Source organism: Pseudomonas sp. S10E 269 (assembly GCF_002798465.1).
Classification (GTDB): Bacteria; Pseudomonadota; Gammaproteobacteria; order Pseudomonadales; family Pseudomonadaceae; genus Aquipseudomonas; species Aquipseudomonas pergaminensis.
Genome location: NZ_PHIJ01000001.1, coordinates 3,601,275 through 3,623,340, shown reverse-complemented (window position 1 = coordinate 3,623,340; position 22,066 = coordinate 3,601,275). Strand labels below are relative to the sequence as shown.

21 protein-coding genes and 1 tRNA gene are annotated in these 22,066 nt (G+C 60.0%); 5 read left to right on the top strand and 17 right to left on the bottom strand.

Annotation, left to right across the window (positions count from 1 at the left end):
* The first annotated feature begins 3 nt into the window (after positions 1–3).
* The 5 genes from gcvP (at position 4) to CWC48_RS16800 (ending at position 6,741) form a co-directional block, all read left to right on the top strand.
* Positions 4–2,844 carry an aminomethyl-transferring glycine dehydrogenase gene (gcvP, locus tag CWC48_RS16820; RefSeq protein ID WP_100492228.1) on the top strand — a complete coding sequence of 947 codons (2,841 nt, stop codon included), beginning with the start codon at positions 4–6 and terminating at the stop codon, positions 2,842–2,844.
* 164 nt (positions 2,845–3,008) lie between these two features.
* On the top strand, positions 3,009–4,385 hold the full coding sequence (locus CWC48_RS16815) for an L-serine ammonia-lyase (RefSeq protein ID WP_099494287.1): 1,377 nt from the start codon (positions 3,009–3,011) through the stop codon (positions 4,383–4,385).
* Between the two features lie 39 nt (positions 4,386–4,424).
* Entirely contained in the window at positions 4,425–5,549 is a 1,125-nt protein-coding gene (gene gcvT, locus CWC48_RS16810; RefSeq protein WP_100492227.1) for a glycine cleavage system aminomethyltransferase GcvT, read from the top strand.
* A 395-nt stretch (positions 5,550–5,944) separates the two neighbouring features.
* Positions 5,945–6,157, top strand: a complete 213-nt coding sequence (locus CWC48_RS16805; RefSeq protein ID WP_034109143.1) for a cold-shock protein — start codon at positions 5,945–5,947, stop codon at positions 6,155–6,157.
* Between the two features lie 95 nt (positions 6,158–6,252).
* Positions 6,253–6,741 (top strand): RDD family protein, encoded by a 489-nt coding sequence (locus tag CWC48_RS16800; RefSeq protein ID WP_010208122.1) that lies wholly within the window; start codon positions 6,253–6,255, stop codon positions 6,739–6,741.
* Positions 6,742–6,877: 136 nt separating this feature from the next.
* Here CWC48_RS16800 and nadA read toward each other — a convergent pair whose 3' ends face one another.
* The 17 genes from nadA to aspS form a co-directional block, all read right to left on the bottom strand.
* The gene (nadA, locus tag CWC48_RS16795; protein WP_100492226.1) at positions 6,878–7,936 is read right to left on the bottom strand and encodes a quinolinate synthase NadA; all 1,059 of its coding nucleotides are present in this window, start codon (positions 7,934–7,936) and stop codon (positions 6,878–6,880) included.
* 256 nt (positions 7,937–8,192) lie between these two features.
* A complete protein-coding gene (locus CWC48_RS16790; RefSeq protein WP_078050007.1) occupies positions 8,193–9,479 on the bottom strand; it encodes an OmpP1/FadL family transporter in 1,287 nt (428 codons plus the stop codon).
* Positions 9,480–9,797: 318 nt separating this feature from the next.
* Positions 9,798–9,873: transfer RNA gene (locus CWC48_RS16785), tRNA-Lys, on the bottom strand.
* A 63-nt stretch (positions 9,874–9,936) separates the two neighbouring features.
* Entirely contained in the window at positions 9,937–10,611 is a 675-nt protein-coding gene (gene queC, locus CWC48_RS16780; protein ID WP_100492528.1) for a 7-cyano-7-deazaguanine synthase QueC, read from the bottom strand.
* A gap of 16 nt (positions 10,612–10,627) precedes the next feature.
* Positions 10,628–11,275 (bottom strand): 7-carboxy-7-deazaguanine synthase QueE, encoded by a 648-nt coding sequence (queE, locus tag CWC48_RS16775; RefSeq protein WP_100492225.1) that lies wholly within the window; start codon positions 11,273–11,275, stop codon positions 10,628–10,630.
* Positions 11,276–11,439: 164 nt separating this feature from the next.
* The gene (gene ybgF / locus CWC48_RS16770) at positions 11,440–12,270 is read right to left on the bottom strand and encodes a tol-pal system protein YbgF (protein WP_100492224.1); all 831 of its coding nucleotides are present in this window, start codon (positions 12,268–12,270) and stop codon (positions 11,440–11,442) included.
* A 6-nt stretch (positions 12,271–12,276) separates the two neighbouring features.
* A complete protein-coding gene (gene pal / locus CWC48_RS16765; protein ID WP_003209827.1) occupies positions 12,277–12,777 on the bottom strand; it encodes a peptidoglycan-associated lipoprotein Pal in 501 nt (166 codons plus the stop codon).
* Between the two features lie 55 nt (positions 12,778–12,832).
* Complete coding sequence (tolB, locus tag CWC48_RS16760; RefSeq protein WP_033898484.1) at positions 12,833–14,113, bottom strand: Tol-Pal system beta propeller repeat protein TolB; 1,281 nt, start codon at positions 14,111–14,113, stop codon at positions 12,833–12,835.
* 17 nt (positions 14,114–14,130) lie between these two features.
* Positions 14,131–15,204 carry a cell envelope integrity protein TolA gene (gene tolA, locus CWC48_RS16755; protein WP_016975448.1) on the bottom strand — a complete coding sequence of 358 codons (1,074 nt, stop codon included), beginning with the start codon at positions 15,202–15,204 and terminating at the stop codon, positions 14,131–14,133.
* Positions 15,204–15,656: a protein TolR gene (tolR, locus tag CWC48_RS16750; RefSeq protein WP_161634127.1), complete on the bottom strand. Its 453-nt coding sequence runs from the start codon at positions 15,654–15,656 to the stop codon at positions 15,204–15,206. The genes tolA and tolR overlap by 1 nt, the downstream gene beginning before the upstream one ends.
* 23 nt (positions 15,657–15,679) lie before the next feature.
* Positions 15,680–16,375 (bottom strand): protein TolQ, encoded by a 696-nt coding sequence (tolQ, locus tag CWC48_RS16745; protein WP_010208111.1) that lies wholly within the window; start codon positions 16,373–16,375, stop codon positions 15,680–15,682.
* A gap of 1 nt (position 16,376) precedes the next feature.
* Positions 16,377–16,832 (bottom strand): tol-pal system-associated acyl-CoA thioesterase, encoded by a 456-nt coding sequence (ybgC, locus tag CWC48_RS16740; protein ID WP_015885610.1) that lies wholly within the window; start codon positions 16,830–16,832, stop codon positions 16,377–16,379.
* Positions 16,833–16,970: 138 nt separating this feature from the next.
* A complete protein-coding gene (ruvB, locus tag CWC48_RS16735; protein WP_003193867.1) occupies positions 16,971–18,029 on the bottom strand; it encodes a Holliday junction branch migration DNA helicase RuvB in 1,059 nt (352 codons plus the stop codon).
* Positions 18,030–18,641 (bottom strand): Holliday junction branch migration protein RuvA, encoded by a 612-nt coding sequence (ruvA, locus tag CWC48_RS16730; RefSeq protein ID WP_003175802.1) that lies wholly within the window; start codon positions 18,639–18,641, stop codon positions 18,030–18,032.
* Positions 18,642–18,706: 65 nt separating this feature from the next.
* A complete protein-coding gene (ruvC, locus tag CWC48_RS16725) occupies positions 18,707–19,231 on the bottom strand; it encodes a crossover junction endodeoxyribonuclease RuvC (protein WP_016975450.1) in 525 nt (174 codons plus the stop codon).
* 157 nt (positions 19,232–19,388) lie between these two features.
* A complete protein-coding gene (locus tag CWC48_RS16720; protein ID WP_058423270.1) occupies positions 19,389–20,135 on the bottom strand; it encodes a YebC/PmpR family DNA-binding transcriptional regulator in 747 nt (248 codons plus the stop codon).
* Between the two features lie 148 nt (positions 20,136–20,283).
* Entirely contained in the window at positions 20,284–22,059 is a 1,776-nt protein-coding gene (gene aspS / locus CWC48_RS16715; protein WP_100492223.1) for an aspartate--tRNA ligase, read from the bottom strand.
* Positions 22,060–22,066: the final 7 nt, after the last annotated feature.

Here is a 22,066-nt window from a genome sequence, read left to right as displayed (position 1 = left end):
GCCATGACCGTTAATCTGACTACCGCCAACGAATTCATCGCCCGCCACATCGGCCCGCGCCAGGAAGACGAGCAGCACATGCTCGCCAGCCTGGGCTTCGACTCCCTGGAGGCCTTGAGCGCCAGCGTGATCCCGGAAAGCATCAAGGGCACCAGCGTGCTCGGCCTGGAAGACGGCCTGAGCGAGGCCGAGGCCCTGGCCAAGATCAAGGCCATCGCCGGCAAAAACCAACTGTTCAAGACCTACATCGGCCAGGGCTACTACAACTGCCACACGCCGTCGCCGATCCTGCGCAACTTGCTGGAAAACCCGGCCTGGTACACCGCCTACACCCCGTACCAGCCAGAAATCTCCCAAGGCCGCCTCGAAGCGCTGCTGAACTTCCAGACCCTGATCAGCGACCTCACCGGCCTGCCGATCGCCAACGCCTCCCTGCTGGACGAAGCCACCGCCGCCGCCGAAGCCATGACCTTCTGCAAGCGCCTGAGCAAGAACAAGGGCAGCAACGCCTTCTTCGCTTCGGTGCACAGCCACCCGCAGACCCTCGATGTATTGCGTACCCGTGCCGAGCCCTTGGGCATCGACGTGGTGGTGGGCGATGAACGTGAACTGACCGACGTCAGCACGTTCTTCGGCGCCCTGCTGCAATACCCGGCCAGCAACGGTGATGTATTCGACTACCGCGAGCTGGCCGAGCGTTTCCACGCCGCCAACGCCCTGGTAGCCGTGGCTGCCGACCTGCTGGCGCTGACCCTGCTGACCCCGCCAGGTGAATTCGGCGCCGACGTGGCCATCGGCAGCGCGCAACGCTTTGGCGTGCCGCTGGGCTTTGGTGGCCCGCACGCGGCGTATTTCTCCACCAAAGATGCGTTCAAGCGCGACATGCCGGGCCGTCTGGTCGGTGTTTCCGTCGACCGTTTCGGAAAGCCGGCCCTGCGCCTGGCCATGCAGACCCGCGAGCAACATATCCGCCGCGAGAAAGCCACCAGCAACATCTGCACCGCCCAGGTACTGCTGGCCAACATTGCCAGCATGTACGCCGTGTACCACGGTCCCAAAGGCCTGACCCAGATCGCCCAACGGGTACACCAGTTGACCGCGATCCTGGCCAAGGGCCTGACCACCCTGGGCTTGAAGGTCGAGCAGCAACACTTCTTCGACACGATTACCCTCAACACCGACGCCAACACCGCCGCCCTGCACGACAAGGCCCGCGCCCAGCGCATCAACCTGCGTGTGGTAGACGCCGAGCGTCTGGGTGTGTCGGTGGACGAAACCACCACCCAGGCCGACATTGAAACCCTGTGGGCGATCTTCGCCGACGGCAAGGCCCTGCCGGACTTCGCTGCCAACGTGGACAGCACCCTGCCGGCCGCGCTGCTGCGCCAGTCGCCAGTCCTCAGCCACCCGGTGTTCAACCGCTATCACTCCGAAACCGAGCTGATGCGCTACCTGCGCAAGCTGGCCGACAAGGACCTGGCGCTGGACCGCACCATGATCCCGCTGGGCTCGTGCACCATGAAGCTCAACGCCGCCAGCGAAATGATCCCCGTGACCTGGGCCGAATTCGGCGCCCTGCACCCGTTCGCCCCGGCCGAGCAAAGCGCCGGCTACCTGCAACTGACCTCGGACCTGGAAGCCATGCTCTGCGCCGCCACCGGTTACGACGCGATCTCGCTGCAACCGAACGCCGGTTCCCAAGGTGAATACGCTGGTTTGCTGGCCATCCGCGCCTATCACCAGAGCCGTGGCGATGAGCGCCGCGACATCTGCCTGATCCCCTCGTCGGCCCACGGCACCAACCCGGCCACCGCCAACATGGCGGGCATGCGCGTCGTCGTGACTGCCTGTGACGCCCGTGGCAACGTGGACATTGAAGACCTGCGCGCCAAGGCCATCGAGCACCGCGACCACCTCGCGGCATTGATGATCACCTACCCGTCCACCCACGGTGTGTTCGAGGAAGGCATCCGCGAAATCTGCGGCATCATCCACGACAACGGCGGCCAGGTGTACATCGACGGCGCCAACATGAACGCGATGGTCGGCCTGTGCGCACCGGGCAAGTTCGGCGGCGACGTGTCCCACCTGAACCTGCACAAGACCTTCTGCATCCCTCACGGCGGTGGCGGCCCGGGCGTTGGCCCGATTGGCGTCAAGTCGCACCTCGCGCCGTTCCTGCCTGGCCACGCCGCCATGGAACGCAAGGAAGGCGCGGTATGTGCAGCCCCGTTCGGCAGCGCGAGCATTCTGCCGATCACCTGGATGTACATCAGCATGATGGGCGGCGCAGGCCTCAAGCGCGCTTCACAACTGGCGATCCTGAATGCCAACTACATTTCCCGTCGCCTGGAAGAACACTACCCAGTGCTCTACACCGGCAGCAACGGCTTGGTGGCGCACGAATGCATCCTCGACCTGCGCCCACTGAAGGACAGCAGCGGCATCAGCGTGGATGACGTGGCCAAGCGCCTGATCGACTTCGGCTTCCACGCGCCGACCATGTCGTTCCCGGTGGCCGGCACCTTGATGATTGAGCCGACCGAAAGCGAATCCCGGGAAGAACTGGATCGTTTCTGTGACGCCATGATCGCCATCCGTGAAGAAATCCGCGCGGTGGAAAACGGCACCCTGGACAAGGACGACAACCCGCTCAAAAACGCGCCGCACACCGCCGCTGAAGTCGTCGGTGAGTGGTCGCACCCGTACAGCCGTGAACAGGCGGTATACCCGGTTGCTTCGCTGATCGAAGGCAAGTACTGGCCGCCGGTTGGCCGGGTCGACAACGTGTTTGGCGATCGCAACCTCGTGTGCGCATGCCCGTCGATCGAGAGTTACGCCTGATCTGACTGGGTGAATACGGTCAAAAATGTGGGAGCGGGCTTGCTCGCGAATGCGGTGGTTCAGTCACCAGATGCATCAACTGACACTCCGCATTCGCGAGCAAGCCCGCTCCCACAATTGGACCGAGTGCACTCGATAAATAATAAGAAACCGGAGAACAACTCATGTCTTTAAGCGTGTTCGACCTGTTCAAGATTGGCATCGGCCCCTCCAGTTCCCACACCGTCGGCCCGATGCGCGCCGCCGCCCGATTCGTCGAGGGCCTCAAGCGCGACAACCTGCTGGGCACCACCACCAGCATCAAGGTGGAACTCTATGGCTCGCTCGGCGCCACCGGCAAAGGCCACGGCAGCGACAAGGCCGTGCTGCTTGGGCTGGAAGGCGAACACCCGGACACCGTGAATACCGAAACCGTGGCAACGCGCCTGGCGCAGATGCGCAAGGACGGCCGCCTGAATCTGCTCGGCGAACACAGCATCGCGTTCAACGAGAAAGAACACCTGGCGATGATTCGCAAACCCCTCGCCTATCATCCCAACGGCATGATTTTCCGTGCCTTCGACGCCGCCAATATCCAGATCCGCAGCCGCGAGTACTACTCGGTGGGCGGCGGTTTTGTGGTGGATGAAGACGCCGCCGGCGCCGACCGGATTGTCGAAGACGCCACGCCATTGACCTTCCCCTTCAAGCACGCCAAGGACCTGCTGGGCCATTGCACCACCTATGGGTTGTCCATCAGCCAAGTGATGCTGACCAATGAAAGTGCCTGGCGCCCGGAAGCGGAAACCCGTGCCGGCCTGCTGAAGATCTGGCAGGTGATGCAGGACTGCGTGGACGCAGGCTGTCGCAACGAAGGGATCCTGCCTGGCGGCTTGAAGGTCAAGCGTCGTGCCGCGGCCTTGCATCGCCAGTTGTGCAAGCACCCGGAATCGGCGCTGCGCGATCCGCTGTCGGTGCTGGATTGGGTCAACCTCTACGCCCTGGCGGTCAACGAGGAAAACGCCAACGGCGGGCGCGTGGTCACGGCGCCGACCAACGGGGCCGCCGGGATCGTGCCGGCGGTGCTGCATTACTACATGCGCTTTATCCCAGGCGCGAATGAAGACGGCGTGGTGCGCTTCCTGCTCACCGCCGCCGCCATCGGCATTTTGTACAAGGAAAACGCGTCGATCTCCGGTGCCGAAGTCGGCTGCCAGGGTGAAGTCGGCGTGGCCTGCTCCATGGCCGCCGGCGCGCTGTGCGAAGTCTTGGGCGGCAGCGTTTCCCAGGTGGAAAACGCCGCCGAAATCGGCATGGAACACAACCTCGGCCTCACCTGCGACCCGATTGGCGGCCTGGTGCAGGTGCCCTGCATCGAGCGCAATGCGATGGGCTCGGTCAAGGCGATCAATGCGGTGCGCATGGCGCTGCGTGGCGACGGGCAACACTTCGTCTCGCTGGACAAGGTCATCCGCACCATGCGCCAGACCGGCGCCGACATGAAAAGCAAATACAAGGAAACCGCCCGTGGCGGTTTGGCGGTCAACATTATCGAGTGCTGACGCCCAAAGGCGCGCCGGCACGTTTTTCAGGAGCTGAATATGTCCACCGAAACCCTGTTGAAAACCCCTCTGCATGCCCTGCACATCGAATTGGGCGCGCGCATGGTGCCCTTCGCCGGCTACGACATGCCGGTGCAATACCCACTGGGCGTGATGAAAGAACACCTGCATACCCGTGATCAGGCCGGGCTGTTCGACGTTTCCCACATGGGCCAGATCCGCCTGACGGGCGCGAACGCCGCCAAGGCCCTGGAGACCTTGGTACCGGTCGACATCATCGACCTGCCGGTCGGCATGCAGCGCTATGCGATGTTCACCAATGACCAGGGCGGCATTCTCGACGACCTGATGGTGGCGAACCTGGGCAACGACGAGCTGTTCCTGGTGGTCAACGCCGCTTGCAAGGACCAGGACCTGGCGCACCTGCGTCAGCATATCGGCGACCAATGCACCATCGAACCGTTGTTCGAAGAGCGCGCCCTGCTGGCCCTGCAGGGTCCGGCGGCGGTCAAGGTGCTGGCGCGACTGGCGCCGGAAGTCACCAAGATGACCTTTATGCAGTTCGCTTCCCTGCGCTTGCTGGGCGTGGACTGCTACGTCAGCCGTTCGGGCTACACCGGTGAGGACGGCTTTGAAATCTCCGTGCCCGCCGCCAACGCCGAAAGCCTGGCCCGCAGCCTGCTGGCCGAGACCGAAGTGCAGGCCATCGGCTTGGGCGCCCGCGATTCGCTGCGCCTGGAAGCCGGCCTGTGCCTGTACGGCCACGACATGAACACCGACACCACACCGATCGAAGCCAGCCTGCTGTGGGCAATCTCCAAGACCCGCCGTGCCGAGGGTGCGCGCGCTGGCGGCTTCCCAGGTGCAGACAAGATCTTCACCCAGCAGCAAGCCGGTGTGAGCCGCAAACGCGTAGGCCTGTTGCCACAGGAGCGCACGCCGGTGCGTGAAGGCGCAGAGATCGTCGACGCAGACGGCACCGTGATCGGCAGTGTGTGCAGCGGTGGTTTCGGCCCGACATTGGGTGGCCCGCTAGCAATGGGTTACCTGGACAGTGCATTTATCGCACTGGACACTGAAGTGTCTGCGCTGGTGCGTGGGAAAAAGGTGCCACTTCGTGTAAGTAAAATGCCATTTGTACCGCAACGTTACTTCCGCGGCTGATTGGATGTTTCTATAAGTAACGCGGTTGCGTTAACGTGCACTAATCTGTAACGCAACCGCCATAAAACAGTGCACTGCCGATAGTCTTTCTTATAAGGTTCAACCTATAACAAGTGATCAACTCTATCGAATAAGTCGGGATCCACAACAGTCACCCAAGTGTCATATGCCCCAGCAAACGCTGGGCTTTTGGCAGGGCTTGTTTTTTCTCTATTAGTTGGCGTAGAGTTTATCCACTGTGTTTGCATGGGTCGCTTGGAACCTGGACCTGGGCAGTAGCTGAAGTAGTTGCGCTACAACCCGTTCGACGTCTCTTACTTTCCTGCAACCCAGCCCAGTACTCTTTCATGCGAAAGGGGCTGTCATTAATTTTTAGCGTCAAAGGAAAGAAGAAAATGTCTGATCGTCAGAGCGGTACCGTCAAGTGGTTTAACGACGAAAAAGGGTTTGGTTTTATCACTCCAGAAAGCGGTCCGGATCTGTTCGTGCATTTCCGCGCTATTCAGGGCAACGGCTTCAAGAGCCTGAAAGAAGGCCAAAAGGTCACTTTCAAAGCCGTGCAAGGCCAGAAAGGCATGCAGGCTGACGAAGTACAAGCAGAAGGCTGATCCTTGCTGCGACAAAAAGCCCCTGATGGTGACATCAGGGGCTTTTTTATATGCGTATGCTCGTAAAATGGCTTTTTTAATCAGAGAGCCCTGCCATGTCAAAACCCCTGCTGAGCCCCCAAGGCGAGTTCCCCGCCGTTGGCCTGGGCCGTCGCCTGGCAGCGATGTTCTATGACTTCCTGTTGTGCACTGCCCTGCTGATCGTCACGGCGTTTATCTACAAGCTGATCTGGATCGCGTTTGTCGGCGAGGCGAAGATGCGCACCCTCACCGAATCCGGAGCGCTGGATGGCGACCCGTTGTTGTCGACGATTCTATTGTTTGTGCTGTTCGGCTTCTTTGCCAAGTTCTGGACCCATTCCGGGCAGACCCTGGGCATGCAGGTGTGGGGCGTGCGCGTACAGAACGCTGACGGCTCGCGCATCAGCCTGTGGCAGGCGCTGTTGCGCTTTGTGGTGTCGATTGCGTCGTGGTTGTGCGTGGGGTTGGGGTTTATCTGGTCGCTGGTGGATAAGCGCAAACGCAGCTGGCATGACATCTATTCGGATACGCAGTTGGTGCGGATTCCGAAGCAGAAGAAATAACGCCCTGACGAGAGGAAATCAACATGTGGGAGGGGGCTTGCTCCCGATAGCAGGGTATCAGTTGCAGATGAGCTGACTGACACTCCGTTATCGGGAGCAAGCCCCCTCCCACATTTTTTACTGAGCCCGCCTTGAGTCAGGCGTTACCGGCGAGCTTGAGGCGAGCAGCCTGGGTGAAATCCAGCATGCGCTTGAGCGGGCGCACCGCGTGGGGGATCACGGAAGGCTCGACGAAGATTTCGTTGCTGCCCTCACGCAGGCACTGCAGCGTGCGCTCCAGGGTGTTCATCGCCATCCACGGGCAATGTGCGCAACTGCGGCACGCGGCGCCGTTGCCGGCAGTAGGCGCCTCGACGAAGACCTTGTCCGGGCACAGCTGCTGCATCTTGTAGAAGATGCCACGGTCGGTGGCGACGATGAAGGTCTTGTTCGGCAGGCGCTGGGCAGCGGCAATCAGCTGGCTGGTCGAACCCACGGCGTCCGCCAGTTCGATGACCGCCGTCGGCGACTCAGGGTGCACCAGGATGGCCGCATCCGGGTACAGCGCCTTCATGTCTTCCAACTGCTTGGACTTGAACTCTTCGTGGACGATGCAGGCACCATCCCACAGCAGCATATCGGCACCGGTCTGGCGCTGGATGTAGGTGCCCAAGTGCTTGTCCGGGCCCCAGATGATCGTCTCACCGTTGTCCATCAGGCTTTCGACGATTTCCAGCGCGCAGCTGGAGGTGACCACCCAATCCGCCCGTGCCTTGACCGCCGCGGACGTGTTGGCGTAGACCACCACGGTGCGCTCGGGATGCTGGTCGCAGAACGCCGAAAACTCATCGACCGGGCAACCCAGGTCCAGGGAGCACGTGGCTTCCAGGGTCGGCATGAGGATGCGTTTTTCGGGGGTGAGGATCTTGGCGGTCTCGCCCATGAAACGCACGCCAGCGACCAGCACGGTCTTGGCTGGGTGGGCGGCGCCGAAGCGGGCCATTTCCAGGGAATCGGAGACACAGCCACCGGTTTCTTCGGCCAGGGCCTGGATTACCGGGTCACAATAGAAGTGGGCAACCAGCACCGCGTCCTGAGCCTTGAGCTCGGCGGCGATGGCGGTACGCAGGCTCGCCTCTTCGTCAGCACTGAGAGCCTTGGGCTGCTTGGCGTCGAGGTGGGCTTGTACCAGAAGGCGTTCGGAAATTTGCGTCATGTTCGCAAGACCTGCAGGCGCAGTTGCGCGAAAGTCGAGTGTACCACCGGCTCTGGAGCCCTTCGGGCGCCGCCGGACGAAGTGATTGTGTTCATCAAGCACGGTTAGGGATGAAGCTGCGCAAGGCTACAGAATATCCAAGGGTTTCAAAAGCCAAATCTGGAATTCGCCGGCGTATCTGTCGGGCAAAAAAAAGGGAAACGCCAGGGTTGGAGTCTCCCTTTTTTACCACAGGCTCTTTGCTGTTTCGCAGAGATCAGAAGCGGTAAGTCACCGACCCACCAAAGCCATTGGCGCTGTTTTCATATTTGGCATCATAGGTCAGGCCAACCTGGGAAAGGTTCTGCCGCACCTTGATCGGTTCTTCCTTGAGGTAGGAATACGCCACGTCGAAGGTCAGGTTGTCGACGGGCGTCCAGCCGGCGCCCAGGCTGAACACCGTGCGGTCACCCGTAGGAATCCGCACGGAGCGGTCGGTGTTGTTGGTCGGCGTCTGGTCCACCGAGAAACCGGTGCGCAGCACCAGCTCTTTGTTGACCCGGTACGCCGCGCCGATGGCGTGGGACCATGTGTCATGCCAGTGCTGTTGCTCGGTGATCGAGCCCAAGCCGCCGAATTGAGCGGTGAGGTCGGAGACACCGTCGTTGTTGATGGTGATCTTCTTCAACTGGCTCCAACGCGTATAGGTGCTGCCAAGGTAGAGGGTCCAATCGTCATTCAATTGATGGGTGACCGAGAAATCCACGGACGAAGGCGTGGTCACGTCCAGGCTGGCGTCATACTTCTGCGGCCCGCCGTCGAATGCATCGGAAATCAAGCCGGACGCATGGGTCTTGCCGCTGAGGTGGTACACCACCTGCGAGTGGTAGGTCACGCCAATGCGCGTGCTGTCGAGGGGTTGCACGAGAATACCGGCGTTGAACCCGGTGGCGTTGTCATCACCTTTGACTTTCACGCTTTCGCCAGCGCCGCCACCCAGTGGCACATTGGAATCCAGCTCGCCGCTGATGCGGTTAAAGGTCGGGCCAAAGCCTACCGAAATCTTGTCGTTGAACGCGTAGCTGACGGTGGGCTGCACGGTGATGACCGACACCTTGCTCTTGTTGCCAAAGCCATTGCCCTGGAAGCTGTGCTCATAGTCGGTCACCAAGCCGAACGGCGCGTAGATGCCCAGGCCGAACGCCCAGTGCTCATCGATGGGCGTGACCAGGTAGCCCATCGGCACGGCAATGCCGGGCACCATGTCGCCCTTGTTAGTGCCTGGGTTGTTGGCACCGAACTGCGAGGAACTGGCGTCCTTGATGTTGGTTTTGGCGTCGAGGTAAGTCGCGCCGAGGCTGACTTCATTCTGCTTCAGGCGCGACATGCCGGCGGGGTTGCCGAACACTGTACTGGCGTCTTCGGCCGAGGAGGAGCGACCCGCATAGCCCGTGCCCATTGAACTGATGCTTTGTTCATTGAGCGCGAAACCACCGGCAAGCAGTTGGGTTGAGGCAAGGGAAACGGCGAGCGCCAAGGCGCCTTTAAGAGTTTTGTTATTCATTATTAGGACTCGAATTGTGGGGCAGCGACGAGGAAGCTACCAACGTTCGAGCGGGGGGTTTATGAAGAGTTTTTCATGTGTGGGATTGTCGGACAATTCTATGTATTTCAAAGACTTTGGTTGTTTTTTCGTTTCCCGTAATGACCTTTAAACCCGATTGTGACCCATTGGTTTTGGCGCACGCTGCACCCTGGCACAGATACAAGAAAGCCCCAGGCTTTTCATTCACCTGGGGCTCGATGTGTTTTCAGGCAGGCAAAAAAAAACCCGGAAATCCTCACTTGCGTGGGCCTTCCGGATTTTCTAAACCGCCAAAAATGGTGGGTCGTGTGGGATTCGAACCTACGACCAATTGGTTAAAAGCCAACTGCTCTACCAACTGAGCTAACGACCCGCTGTGTGGTGGCGCGTATAATACTGATTTCTAAGGATTATTCAACACCTTATTTGAAATAAATCAGAAATAAAGCGTTGGGTCAGTAATTCCGGCGGCTTGGAAGCCTTCTGCACGCAGTCGGCAGCTGTCGCATTTCCCACAAGCACGGCCGTCATCGTCTGCCTGATAGCAGGAAACAGTCAGCGAATAATCGACGCCAAGTCCTACGCCCGCCTTGACGATGTCGGCCTTGCTGAGGTTTTGCAGCGGCGCCAGGATACGGAAGCCCTGCCCTTCTACACCGGCCTTGGTCGCCAGGTTGGCCATGCGCTCGAACGACTCGACGAACTCTGGGCGGCAGTCCGGGTAGCCGGAATAATCCACCGCGTTGACGCCGATAAAGATATCGCGAGCGTTGAGCACTTCTGCCCAGCCAAGGGCGAGGGACAGGAACACCGTGTTACGGGCTGGCACGTAAGTCACCGGGATGCCTTCGCCGGGGGTTTCTGGCACGTCGATGCTGCTGTCGGTCAGGGCGGAGCCGCCAATACCATTGAGGTTCAGGCCGATCACCTTGTGTTCGACCACCCCCATGTCACGGGCGACGCGGGCAGCGGCGTTCAGTTCGGCGCGATGACGCTGGCCGTAGTCGAAGCTCATGGTGTAGCAGCTATAGCCTTGCGCCTGCGCCATGGCAACCACCGTGGCGGAGTCGAGACCGCCAGACAGCAGGATTACCGCGCGTTTTTGATCCATGGTGTGTTCAGTCATATCAGCGTCCTGGCTCGTCGTTCCAAAGGTATTTATGCAGCTGCAATTGCAGGCGCACCGGTAGGTTGTCCGCGACCACCCAGTCGGCAAGGTCACGGGCATTCAGGTCATGATGGCTGGGTGAAAACAGCACTTCACCTGCGCGACGGTCCAACCCGTATTGAATCAACTTGGAATTCGCCCAGTCGTAGTCATCGCGCGAACAGATAACAAACTTGACCTGGTCATTGGCCGTCAGCAGCTCGATGTTCTCGTAGCGATTACGGTGCGCTTCCTTGGAGCCTGGGGTCTTGAGGTCGACCACACGGCTTACACGGGGATCGACCGCTGAGATGTCCAGGGCGCCACTGGTCTCCAGGGAAACCTCATAGCCGGCGTCACACAGTTGTTTAAGCAATGGGATGGCATTGGGCTGGGCGAGCGGCTCACCACCGGTCACGCAGACGTAGCGCGGCTTGTAGCCGGCAACCTGCTCCAGGATCTCATCAAGAGTGCGCACCGTGCCGCCACTGAAGGCGTAGGCGCTGTCACAGTATTGGCAACGCAAAGGGCAACCGGTCAGGCGCACAAATACTGTGGGCAGGCCAGCCGTCCGCGTTTCACCCTGCAACGAGTAAAAAACTTCGGTAATACGTAATGTGTCTTGCATAGTCGCCACGGGCGTAACAGCTAAACAGGCTGTCCGCCTCCGTCAGGCACTTTGAGGGACCCCGCCAACGCGTAGACCCCAAAAAGCGTGTTTCATAAAAGGGCGTGGATTCTAACGAAAAAACCCGCGCCAGGCGCGGGTTTCTTCTAAACGGGCTGCATTGCCTACAAGCGTTGCAGGTCCCGCTGGGCCAACTGGGCAGCGGAAGTCCCAGGATACTGGGCCACCACCTGCTGCAGAATGCCTTTGACCTTGTCGGTATGACCCAGGCGGCGTTCTACGTCAGCGAGTTTATACAGCGAATCCGGCACCTTGGCGTGCTTGGGGTACAGCTGGCTGACCTTGGCAAATGCCTGGCCCGCGCCCTGTAGATCACCCTTGGCCAGGTTGACTTCACCCAACCAGTATTGGGCGTTGCCCGCATACTGGCTGTTCGGGTATTTACGCAGGAATGCGGTAAATGCCTGGCTGGCCTTATCGAAATCCTTGGCTTTGATCAGGTCGAAGGCTGCATCGTAATACAGCTTCTCCTTCGCCGGATCACCCGGTTCGCTGCTCGCGGCAGGGGCTTGGCTGGCAGCCGCCCCTGCTGCTGCACCACCGGCAGCGCTTGGTGCGCCACCGGCAGAAGAATTATCAGGAGTTGCGGCAGGTTGAACGCCGGCTCCAATGCGTCGATCAAGATCCTGGTAACGTTCCAGGCCTTCTTGCTTCAGCTGGTTCACTTGGTTCTGCAGTACTTCAATGGTGCCTTGTTGCTGCGCCAGTTGATCCTGCATACGTTGCAGCTGGTTGAACAGTTCGCCCTGTGCCGAGGGAGCGGACGTAGCCGCTCCCCCCGCATAGGCGCCGTTCGTGCCATAACCCGCTGGCGGATAACTGCTCCCGCTATTGTTATAGCCAGAGTTGCTATCTTCCACAGGAACCGCAGCCCACACCGCAAGCGGTGCGAGGCTGAGAGCCAATACAGTTAGAGCACGACGGCACGTTCGCATGACGAATTACTTACGCAGTTCGACGCGACGGTTTTGAGCCCAGGACTGCTCGTCGTGGCCAGTAGCAACTGGACGCTCTTTACCGTAGGAAACCAGTTCCAGTTGGCCTGGAGCAACACCTTGCAGTACCAGGTAGCGCTGAACGGCTTTCGCACGACGCTCGCCCAGTGCCATGTTGTACTCACGAGTACCACGTTCGTCGGTGTTACCTTCCAGAACAACGCGAGCGCCGTTAGCTTTCAGGTCCTTCGCGTGAACGTCCAGAGCGCGCATGGCTTCTGGTTTCAGGTCCGAACTGTCGTATTCGAAGTAGAAAGTGGTGATAGCGCGCAGAGCAGCTTCTTCGCTCAGGGAGCCGTCAACCGCACCAGTGTTAGCGCCGTAACCAGCGTTTGGATCAACAGCTGCGCCTTCACCGGCATTGTCGCCGCCTTTAGACGAGCAACCAACGGCTACGGACAGAGCCAGAGCCAGAGCAGCAAACTTACCAAACTTCAGCATTTCCATCGTGAAACTCCTAATGAACCCCAGTGTGTTAAGTACTTCTTTTTGTAGCGCCGCGTCAGTTCAGGTAAGGGGACCAGGATGGTTCTCTGACTTCGCCTTGTGCGGTAGGAAGTGGGAGCCTTACGCGTCCATTTATGGACACGAGCATCAAGACTCCCCGGCCCTGCTGGCGGGTGGCGTAGATTACCATGGTGCCGTTGGGCGCAACAGTGGCTGACTCATCAAGGTTGGTATCTGTGAGGATTTTTACGGTTCCGCGCTGCAAATCCTGGGCCGCAACCCGGAAATTAGTGAAACCATCCTGACGGTGAATCATCACCAACGTCTTTTCATCGGCCGAAAGCTTAGGGTTGGCGTTGTAGTTACCGATAAAAGTAACACGCTCTGCCCCACCACCATTCACGTTCGCCTTGTAGACCTGTGGCTTGCCGCCGCGGTCAGAGGTGAAGTAGATGGTCGAACCGTCCTTGCCCCAGAACGGTTCGGTATTGATACCCGGGCCGCTGGTTGCGCGAGTGATCTGGCGCGAAGCCATGTTCATCACGTAGATGTCCGGGTTGCCATCCTTCGAGAGCACGAACGCCAGGCGCGAACCATCCGGCGACCAGGCCGGTGCGCCATTGAGGCCTTCGAAGTTGGTGATCTGCTCACGACGGCCAGTATCGATGTGCTGGACGAAGATACGCGGACGCTTCTGCTCGAAGGACACGTAGGCAATACGCTTGCCGTCCGGCGCGAAGCGCGGCGACAGGATTGGTTCACGGGATTGCAGCAAGGTCACAGCCCGTGCACCGTCGTAGTCCGAGCGCTGCAAAGTGTAACGAGTGTTGTCTACAGAGAAACGTTCAGCCGTTACGTAAAGCAGACGCGTCGAGAACGCACCCTTGATACCGGTGAGCTTTTCAAACGACTGGTCCGAGATGTAGTGGGCCATGTCGCGGATCTGCTCAGCAGTGCCCGAGACGCTGCCGGTCAAGACCTGCTGCTCGGTTGCCACGTTGAACAAGGTGTAGGTGATTTGCAGGCGACCGCCGGCCGGCGTGATGTTGCCGACCATCAGGTACTGCGCACCAACGGCTTTCCAGTCACGGAACACGACTTCGCTGGCCTGGTTTGGCTGGCTGATCATATTGCCTTTCGGAATCGGTGCGTAGTAACCGGAGTTGCGCAGGTCGTCGCTGACGATCTGGGCCATGTCGTCCGGCAGCACGCTGCCGCCCTGCCAACCGAACGGTACTACGGCGATCGGGGTGGCCCGATCGCTACCGCTGGTAACCAGGATGTTCTTTTCATCCGCCGCCGCTATCCCTGCCATACAGCAAATAACGACAAGCATTCCTCGAAGAAGGTTTCTCACAAGGCTAGATCCTCAGGTGTGAATGTCATCTTGAATGAACGATAGGGAGCGAAGTCGCTTGGTTTCATTCCCTGCATCTCGGTCAACCGGCCAATGTTCTTGACCGCGGCAACCGCCGAACTGTCGAACGAACCGTCACCACTGGACTTGGACACGCTGACCGAAGTCACCGTACCGTCCGGCAACATGCCGATCTGCAGCACTACTGTCATGCCTTTGCGCGCCGAAGGTGGACGTGTCCAGCCTTCTGCTGCCCGCGCTCGAATCAGGTCGTCGAAACTGCCCGCGACTTCATCACCACGCTCATCGGCCAAGGCTTGCTGACGCTGCGGCGTGTCGGAGAGCAAATCTGCCAAGGCCTGGGCCTTTTTCTCTTCGGCGGATTTGCGCGCTGCTTCCTGGGCCTTTTTCTTCTGGGCGTCGGCGGCAGCTTTCTTCTTCGCGTCGTCGGCGACTTTTTTCTTCGCCTCGTCTGCTTCAGCTTTTTTCTTGGCGTCTTCGGCGGCTTTTTTCTTCGCGTCTTCGACTATTTTCTTCTTGGCGTCTTCAGCAGCCTTTTTCTTGGCCTCTTCTTCAGCCGCTTTTTTGGCTTCTTCTTCAGACTTCTTCTTGGCTATATCAGCCAATTGTTTCTCTTCGGCCTTTTTCGCTTCGGCAGCTTTCTCGGCTTTCTTGGCTTCATCAGCCTTTTTCGCCTCGTCAGCCTTCTTGGCTTCGTCAGCCTTTTTCGATTCCTCGGCCTTTTGAGCCGCCTCTTCTTTCTTTTGTTCCGCAGCAGCCTTCACCGCTTCCTGCTCGACCTTCTTCTGTTCCATCTGCTCGACTTCAGTCTGGCGCGCGGCCGACTTCTGGGCCTCACCCGCAATCTTCTGATTGGTCTGGGTGGTGGCCTGACTTTTCGATTTCAGCTGATACAGGGTCGCCTGCACGATCGGCTTGGCTGGCGGCAGGTCCGGGGTCATGGCAAAGCTGACGAACAGCATGCCAAACACCAGGACGTGCAGGGCAATTGCCCAGACGCTAGGCCAGAAGTAGCTTTCCGAGGCGGACGGCTCTCGCTGTTGCTGCATCAGGGCGCCTCGGTAATCAAGCCAACGTTACCCACGCCGGCCTTCTGCAGCCCGCCCATGGCACCCATGACGGAGCCGTAGTCGACCGCCTTGTCACCGCGGATGAACACCTGGGTGTGCTTGCCGCCTTCGTTGCCGGAACGAATGATCTTGGTCACCGCGTCGGTCATCGCCGGCAAGGTCAGGGCCTTGTCCTGCTGCTTCTGAGTGTCGACTTCGCTGCCAAGGTTCCAGTAATAGGTCTTGTCGGACTTGATCGAAATGGTCAGCACCTGGGTGTTGTTGTCCTGGGGCAAGGCTTCGCTGGAAACCTTGGGCAGATCAACCTTCACACCCTGGTTGAGCATCGGCGCGGTCACCATGAAGATAACCAGCAGCACCAGCATCACGTCGATGTAAGGCACTACGTTCATCTCGGCGACCGGCTTGCGCTTGGTTCGAGCTCGAGTGATTAAAGCCATCGGGAGGTACCTGCTTATTCTTCGCTGGTGTGCACTTTACGGTGCAGGATCGCCTGGAATTCATCGGCGAAGGTGTAGTAACGGCCAATCAGGTTTTCGCCGCGGGCGGCAAAACGGTTGTAGGCAATTACTGCGGGGATAGCAGCGAACAGGCCAATCGCGGTGGCGATCAGGGCTTCGGCGATACCCGGGGCTACGGTGGCCAGGGTCGCTTGCTGCGCCTGGGCCAGGCCACGGAAGGAGTTCATGATCCCCCACACAGTACCGAACAGACCGATGTACGGGCTCACGGAACCAACGGTGGCGAGGAACGGCAAGCTTTGCTCAAGCTTTTCTTCTTCGCGGGAAATGGCCACGCGCATGGCACGGGCCACGCCTTCCATGACCGCTTCCGGGTCAACGCCTGGCTGCTGGCGCAGGCGGGAGAATTCCTTGAAGCCGGCGCGGAAGATCTGCTCGACGCCCGAATCCGGGTCCGGATTGCTGCCGGCCTGGCGGTACAGCTTGGACAGGTCGATACCCGACCAGAAGCGCTCTTCAAAGCTCTCCAAGGCACGTCGACCGGCACGCAGCAGGTTGCTGCGCTGAAAAATCATGACCCAAGAGGTAACCGATGCGGCTACCAGGGTCAGCATGACCAGTTGAACCACAACACTGGCATTGCTGACCAGGCTCCACATGGAGGAATGGTCGACGACGGTAGGTTCCACGCTAAATCTCCTGCTTTGATTGTTTACCCGCGCCGCTTACATCGGCAAAGGCCGCACGTAGAGCTTCGGGAATGGCCCGGGGTTTCAAACTATTGGTGCGCACACAGGCCACCAGGAACTGCCCCTCACAGAGCAGCGTTGCATCCGTTGCCCGCCTGACCTGCTGCTTGAAACGCAGGCTGACACGGTTCAATTCGATTACTTCAGCGCTTACCAACAATTCGTCGTCCAATCGCGCCGGCGCGTGATACCGCGCCTCGCTGGAATGCACGACGAATAACAGGTCCTCCCCTGCCAGCTGGGATTGGGCAAAGCCCAGCTCCCGTAGCCGCTCGGTTCGAGCCCGCTCCATGAACTTGAGGTAGTTGACGTAATACACGATGCCGCCGGCATCGGTGTCCTCGTAATAAACGCGACAGCGATGTGCGAACGACTGATCCCCGTTTTGCGCGCGCATACTCTAGTGCTTACTCCTCAGGTTGCCAATCCGGCTCGCAACTGTTTTTTCATACGCTGAAACATTTCCAGTGACTGAATGACGACACCAGCCACTAGGACAGCACAAACATCGAATAAATCGACTTGCGTGAAGCTTTTAATCGTCCACTGCATCGAGGAATTCGTCTACCACGGGCATCTCGCCCAATCGTGACGGAATGTTTAACCCGAAGTGCAGATAGGCGTGGCGCGTTACCACCCGCCCCCGTGGCGTGCGCATGATGTAGCCCTGCTGGATCAGGTACGGCTCCAGCACATCCTCAATGGTGTGGCGCTCCTCACTGATGGCCGCCGCCAGGCTATCGACACCCACAGGGCCACCGTCGAACTTTTCGATCATGGTCAAGAGTAGACGTCGATCCTGGTGATCGAAGCCGTGCTCGTCCACATCCAGCAGGTTCAAGGCCAGGTCGGCCACGGCCTTGGTGATATGCCCCTTGGCCCGCACTTCGGCAAAATCGCGCACACGGCGCAGCAAGCGGTTGGCAATCCGTGGCGTGCCACGGGCCCGACGGGCAATTTCAAAGGCGCCTTCCGGGTCCAGGGGCAAGCCGAGGATGCTTGCCGAACGGCTGACAATGGTCGCCAGGTCGGCCGTGCTATAGAACTCTAGACGTTGAACAATGCCGAAACGGTCTCGCAGCGGGTTGGTCAGCATGCCTGCACGGGTCGTGGCGCCGACCAGCGTGAATGGCGGCAGATCGAGCTTGATCGAGCGGGCCGCCGGGCCTTCGCCGATCATGATGTCGAGCTGGAAGTCTTCCATGGCCGGGTACAGCACTTCCTCGACGATCGGCGAGAGCCGGTGGATCTCGTCGATAAACAGCACGTCATGGGGCTCGAGGTTGGTCAGCAACGCCGCCAGATCCCCCGGACGCTCCAGCACCGGGCCGGAGGTGGACTTGATCGACACGCCCATTTCCTGGGCAATGATGTTGGCCAGGGTGGTCTTGCCCAGGCCCGGCGGGCCGAAGATCAGTGTGTGATCCAAAGACTCACTGCGCCCGCGCGCAGCCTGGATGAACAACTCCATCTGCTCGCGCACGGTGGGCTGGCCGATGTATTCGGCGAGGCTCAGGGGGCGGATGGCGCGGTCCTGGACCTCTTCACGGTCGCGTGGGCCGGTGGCTGCAATCAGACGATCAGCTTCAATCACTTAAATCATTCCCTTCAGGGCGCGGCGGATCATGTCTTCACTGCTCAGGTTCTTGTCCTTGATGGCCGATACGGCCTTGCTGGCTTCCTGCGGCTTGTAGCCCAGGGAAATCAGCGCGCTGACCGCATCGCTTTCGGCACTGGCGACCTGGCCGGCCGGCATGTCCGGCTGGTTCGGCACCAGGGCAAACATGCTCGGTACGACTTCCCAGGCCTTGAAGCGGTCCTTGAGCTCCACCAACAGGCGCTCGGCGGTCTTCTTGCCGACGCCCGGCACCTTGGTCAGCGCCGAGGTGTCCTGGGCCGAGACGGCACGCACCAGCTCATCCACTTCCAGGCTCGACATCAGGGCCAGGGCCAGTTTCGGGCCGACCCCATTGAGGCGGATCAGCTCGCGGAAGAAGTCGCGGTCGCGCTTGCCAATGAAACCATAGAGTAGTTGCGCGTCTTCGCGCACCACCAAATGTGTGTGCAGCGTTATCGGCTCACCGACCGACGGCAAGCGATACAGGGTGGTCATGGGCACTTCCAGCTCATACCCCAACCCATTTACATCCAGAATCAGGTGCGGCGGCTGTTTCTCAGCCAGGGTGCCGCGCAAGCGTCCAATCACGGTTCAGATCCTTAAAGCTTGGGGTCAGAGCACGGCCCGACCGGAAAACGATTGCGCTGATGCTATCAGAGACGCAGGCGCCCGCCACGACTGCGTGCCGTGCCCAGGCCATGAGGCAGCAAGCTTGAGCGAGTGTGCGCATGGCAAATGGCGATAGCCAGGGCGTCGGAGGCGTCGATCTGCGGTTTTGACGTGAGCTTGAGCATGTGCATGACCATCATCTGCACCTGCTCTTTGTTCGCCGCGCCGGTGCCGACCACGGCCTGTTTGACCTGGGTGGCGGTGTATTCGGCGATTTCCATGCCTTCCTCGGCGCCGGCAACGATGGCGGCGCCACGGGCCTGGCCGAGTTTGAGGGCTGAGTCGGCGTTCTTGGCCATGAACACTTTCTCGATGCCCATGGTGACCGGCCCGTAGGTCTGGATCACTTCACGCACGCCGCGATAGACGATCTGCAGGCGCTCGGCCAACTCGCCCGCACCGGTGCGGATGCAGCCCGACGCGACATAGACACAGCCGCGCGGGGTCTGTTGCACCACGCCAAAACCGGTGATGCGCGAACCGGGGTCGATACCTAGGATTAAAGTCATAACGCCTGCGGGTTGGGTAAACACATTTTTTGATACCGGGAGGTTCAATGTGGGAAGGGGGCTTGCCCCCGATGACAGTGTGTCAGTTATCTCTCAATCGACTGAACCACCGCTATCGGGGGCAAGCCCCCTCCCACATTTAAAACTACATCGCCCTTCAGCCTAGCTGTTCGGCTACAGACTCAGGGATGTCGGCGTTGGAATACACGTTCTGCACATCATCCAGGTCTTCGAGCATGTCCAGCATCTTCAACACTTTCTGCGCTCCGTCCAGGTCCAGTTCGGCACTGGTGGTCGGCAGCATCACGATTTCTGCGTCGGTGCCCTTGAAGCCGGCGGCTTCCAGCGCGTTGCGCACGGCGTAGAAACTGGCAAACGAAGTGAACACATCGATGGAGCCATCTTCGTTGGTCACCACGTCGTCGGCATCCGCCTCCATCGCCGCTTCCATCAGCGCGTCTTCATCAGTGCCCGGCGCGAAGGAGATCTGCCCCTTGCGCTCGAACAGGTAGGCCACCGAACCATCGGTACCCAGGTTGCCGCCGCACTTGCTGAACGCATGGCGCACGGCTGCCGCGGTGCGGTTGCGGTTGTCGGTCATGCACTCGACCATCACTGCAACGCCGCCGGGGCCGTAGCCTTCGTAGCTCAGCTCGACCATGTCGTCGGTATCGGCGGCGCCGGCACCACGGGCCACGGCGCGGTCGATGATGTCACGGCTCATGTTGGCGCCAAGGGCCTTGTCCAGCGCCAGGCGCAGGCGCGGGTTAGAGCCCGGGTCGCCACCGCCCTGGCGGGCTGCGACGGTCAGCTCGCGGATCCACTTGGTGAAAATCTTGCCTTTCTTGGCATCCTGACGCTCTTTGCGGTGCTTGATGTTCGCCCACTTGGAATGGCCAGCCATAACACAACTCCGAAATTCTGTAGAAACCTTGTCAATCCCGCTGGGCAGGACTTCTCTCTTTAAATCACAGCCCTTGTAACGCAAAGGCGCATCCGAAGATGCGCCTTTTTAGACTGCGTAAACCTCAGTGCGCTTTCACGCAGCAGCCTTACTCAGCCTTCGGCGTCTCGCGCAGGCGGATGTGCAACTCGCGCAATGCCTTGGCATCCACCACACCTGGAGCCTGGGTCATGACGTCCGCAGCACTCTGGGTTTTCGGGAAGGCGATCACTTCACGGATCGACTGGGCGCCGGTCATCAGCATCACCAGGCGGTCCAGGCCGAATGCCAGGCCACCGTGCGGCGGCGCACCGTATTTCAGGGCGTCGAGCAGGAAGCCGAATTTCTCTTCCTGTTCCGCTTCGTTGATGCCCAACAGACGGAAAACCGCTTGCTGCATCTCTTTGCGGTGGATACGGATCGAACCGCCACCCAGCTCGGTGCCGTTGAGTACCATGTCGTAGGCGCGGGACAGGGCGCCTGCCGGGTTGGCTTCCAGCTCGGCCGGCGAGCACTTCGGCGCAGTGAACGGGTGGTGCAAGGCGCTGAAGCTGCCGTCGTCGTTCTCTTCGAACATCGGGAAGTCAACGACCCACATCGGGGCCCATTCGCAGGTCAGCAGGTTCAGGTCGTGACCCAGCTTGATGCGCAGCGCGCCCAGGGCTTCGCTGACGATCTTGGCCTTGTCGGCGCCGAAGAACACGATATCGCCGTCGACTGCACCGACGCGGTCGAGGATCGCGTTCAGGTTGTCCAGCGGAATGTTCTTCACGATCGGCGATTGCAGGCCGTCAATACCGTTGGCGCGCTCGTTGACCTTGATATACGCCAGGCCCTTGGCACCGTAGATGCCGACGAACTTGGTGTAGTCGTCGATCTGCTTGCGCGGCATGCTTGCGCCGCCAGGCACGCGCAGGGCGGCAATGCGGCATTTCGGGTCGTTGGCCGGGCCGCTGAATACCTTGAAGTCGACTTCCTTGAGCTGGTCGGCCACGTCCACCAGTTCCAGCGGGTTACGCAGGTCTGGCTTGTCGGAACCGTAGCGGCGCATGGCTTCTTCGAAGGTCATGTGCGGGAAGTCGCCGAATTCCAGGTCCAGCACTTCCTTGAACAGGTTGCGGATCATCTGCTCGGTCAGGCCCATGATCTCTTTTTCATCGAGGAAGCTGGTCTCGATGTCGATCTGGGTGAATTCCGGCTGGCGGTCGGCGCGCAGGTCTTCGTCACGGAAGCACTTGGCGATCTGGTAGTAGCGGTCGAAGCCAGCCACCATCAGCAACTGCTTGAACAGTTGTGGCGATTGCGGCAGGGCGAAGAACGAACCGGCGTGGGTACGGCTAGGCACCAGGTAGTCACGCGCGCCTTCCGGGGTGGCGCGGGTCAGGATCGGGGTCTCGACGTCCAGGAAGCCGTTTTCGTCGAGGAAGCGGCGGATACTGGTGGTCATGCGCGAACGCAGGCGCAGCTTCTCGGCCATCTCCGGACGACGCAGGTCCAGGAAGCGATAACGCAGGCGGGTTTCTTCGCCGACGTCGGAGTATTCGTTGAGCGGGAACGGCGGGGTTTCCGATTCGTTCAGCACTTCCAGTTCATAGCCCAGCACTTCAATGCCGCCGGACGCCATGTTCTTGTTCACGGCACCGGCCGGACGCAGGCGAACCTTGCCGGTGATCTTCACGACGTATTCGCTGCGCACGCGGTCGGCGGCGGCGAAGCTCTCGGCGCGATCCGGGTCGAACACCACCTGGGCCAGACCATCACGATCACGGATATCGAGGAAGATCACCCCGCCGTGGTCGCGGCGACGGTGAACCCATCCGCAAAGGGTGATTTCCTGACCTTCCAGGGTCTCGTTCAGTTGGCCGCAATAGTGGCTGCGCATCATGGTAGTG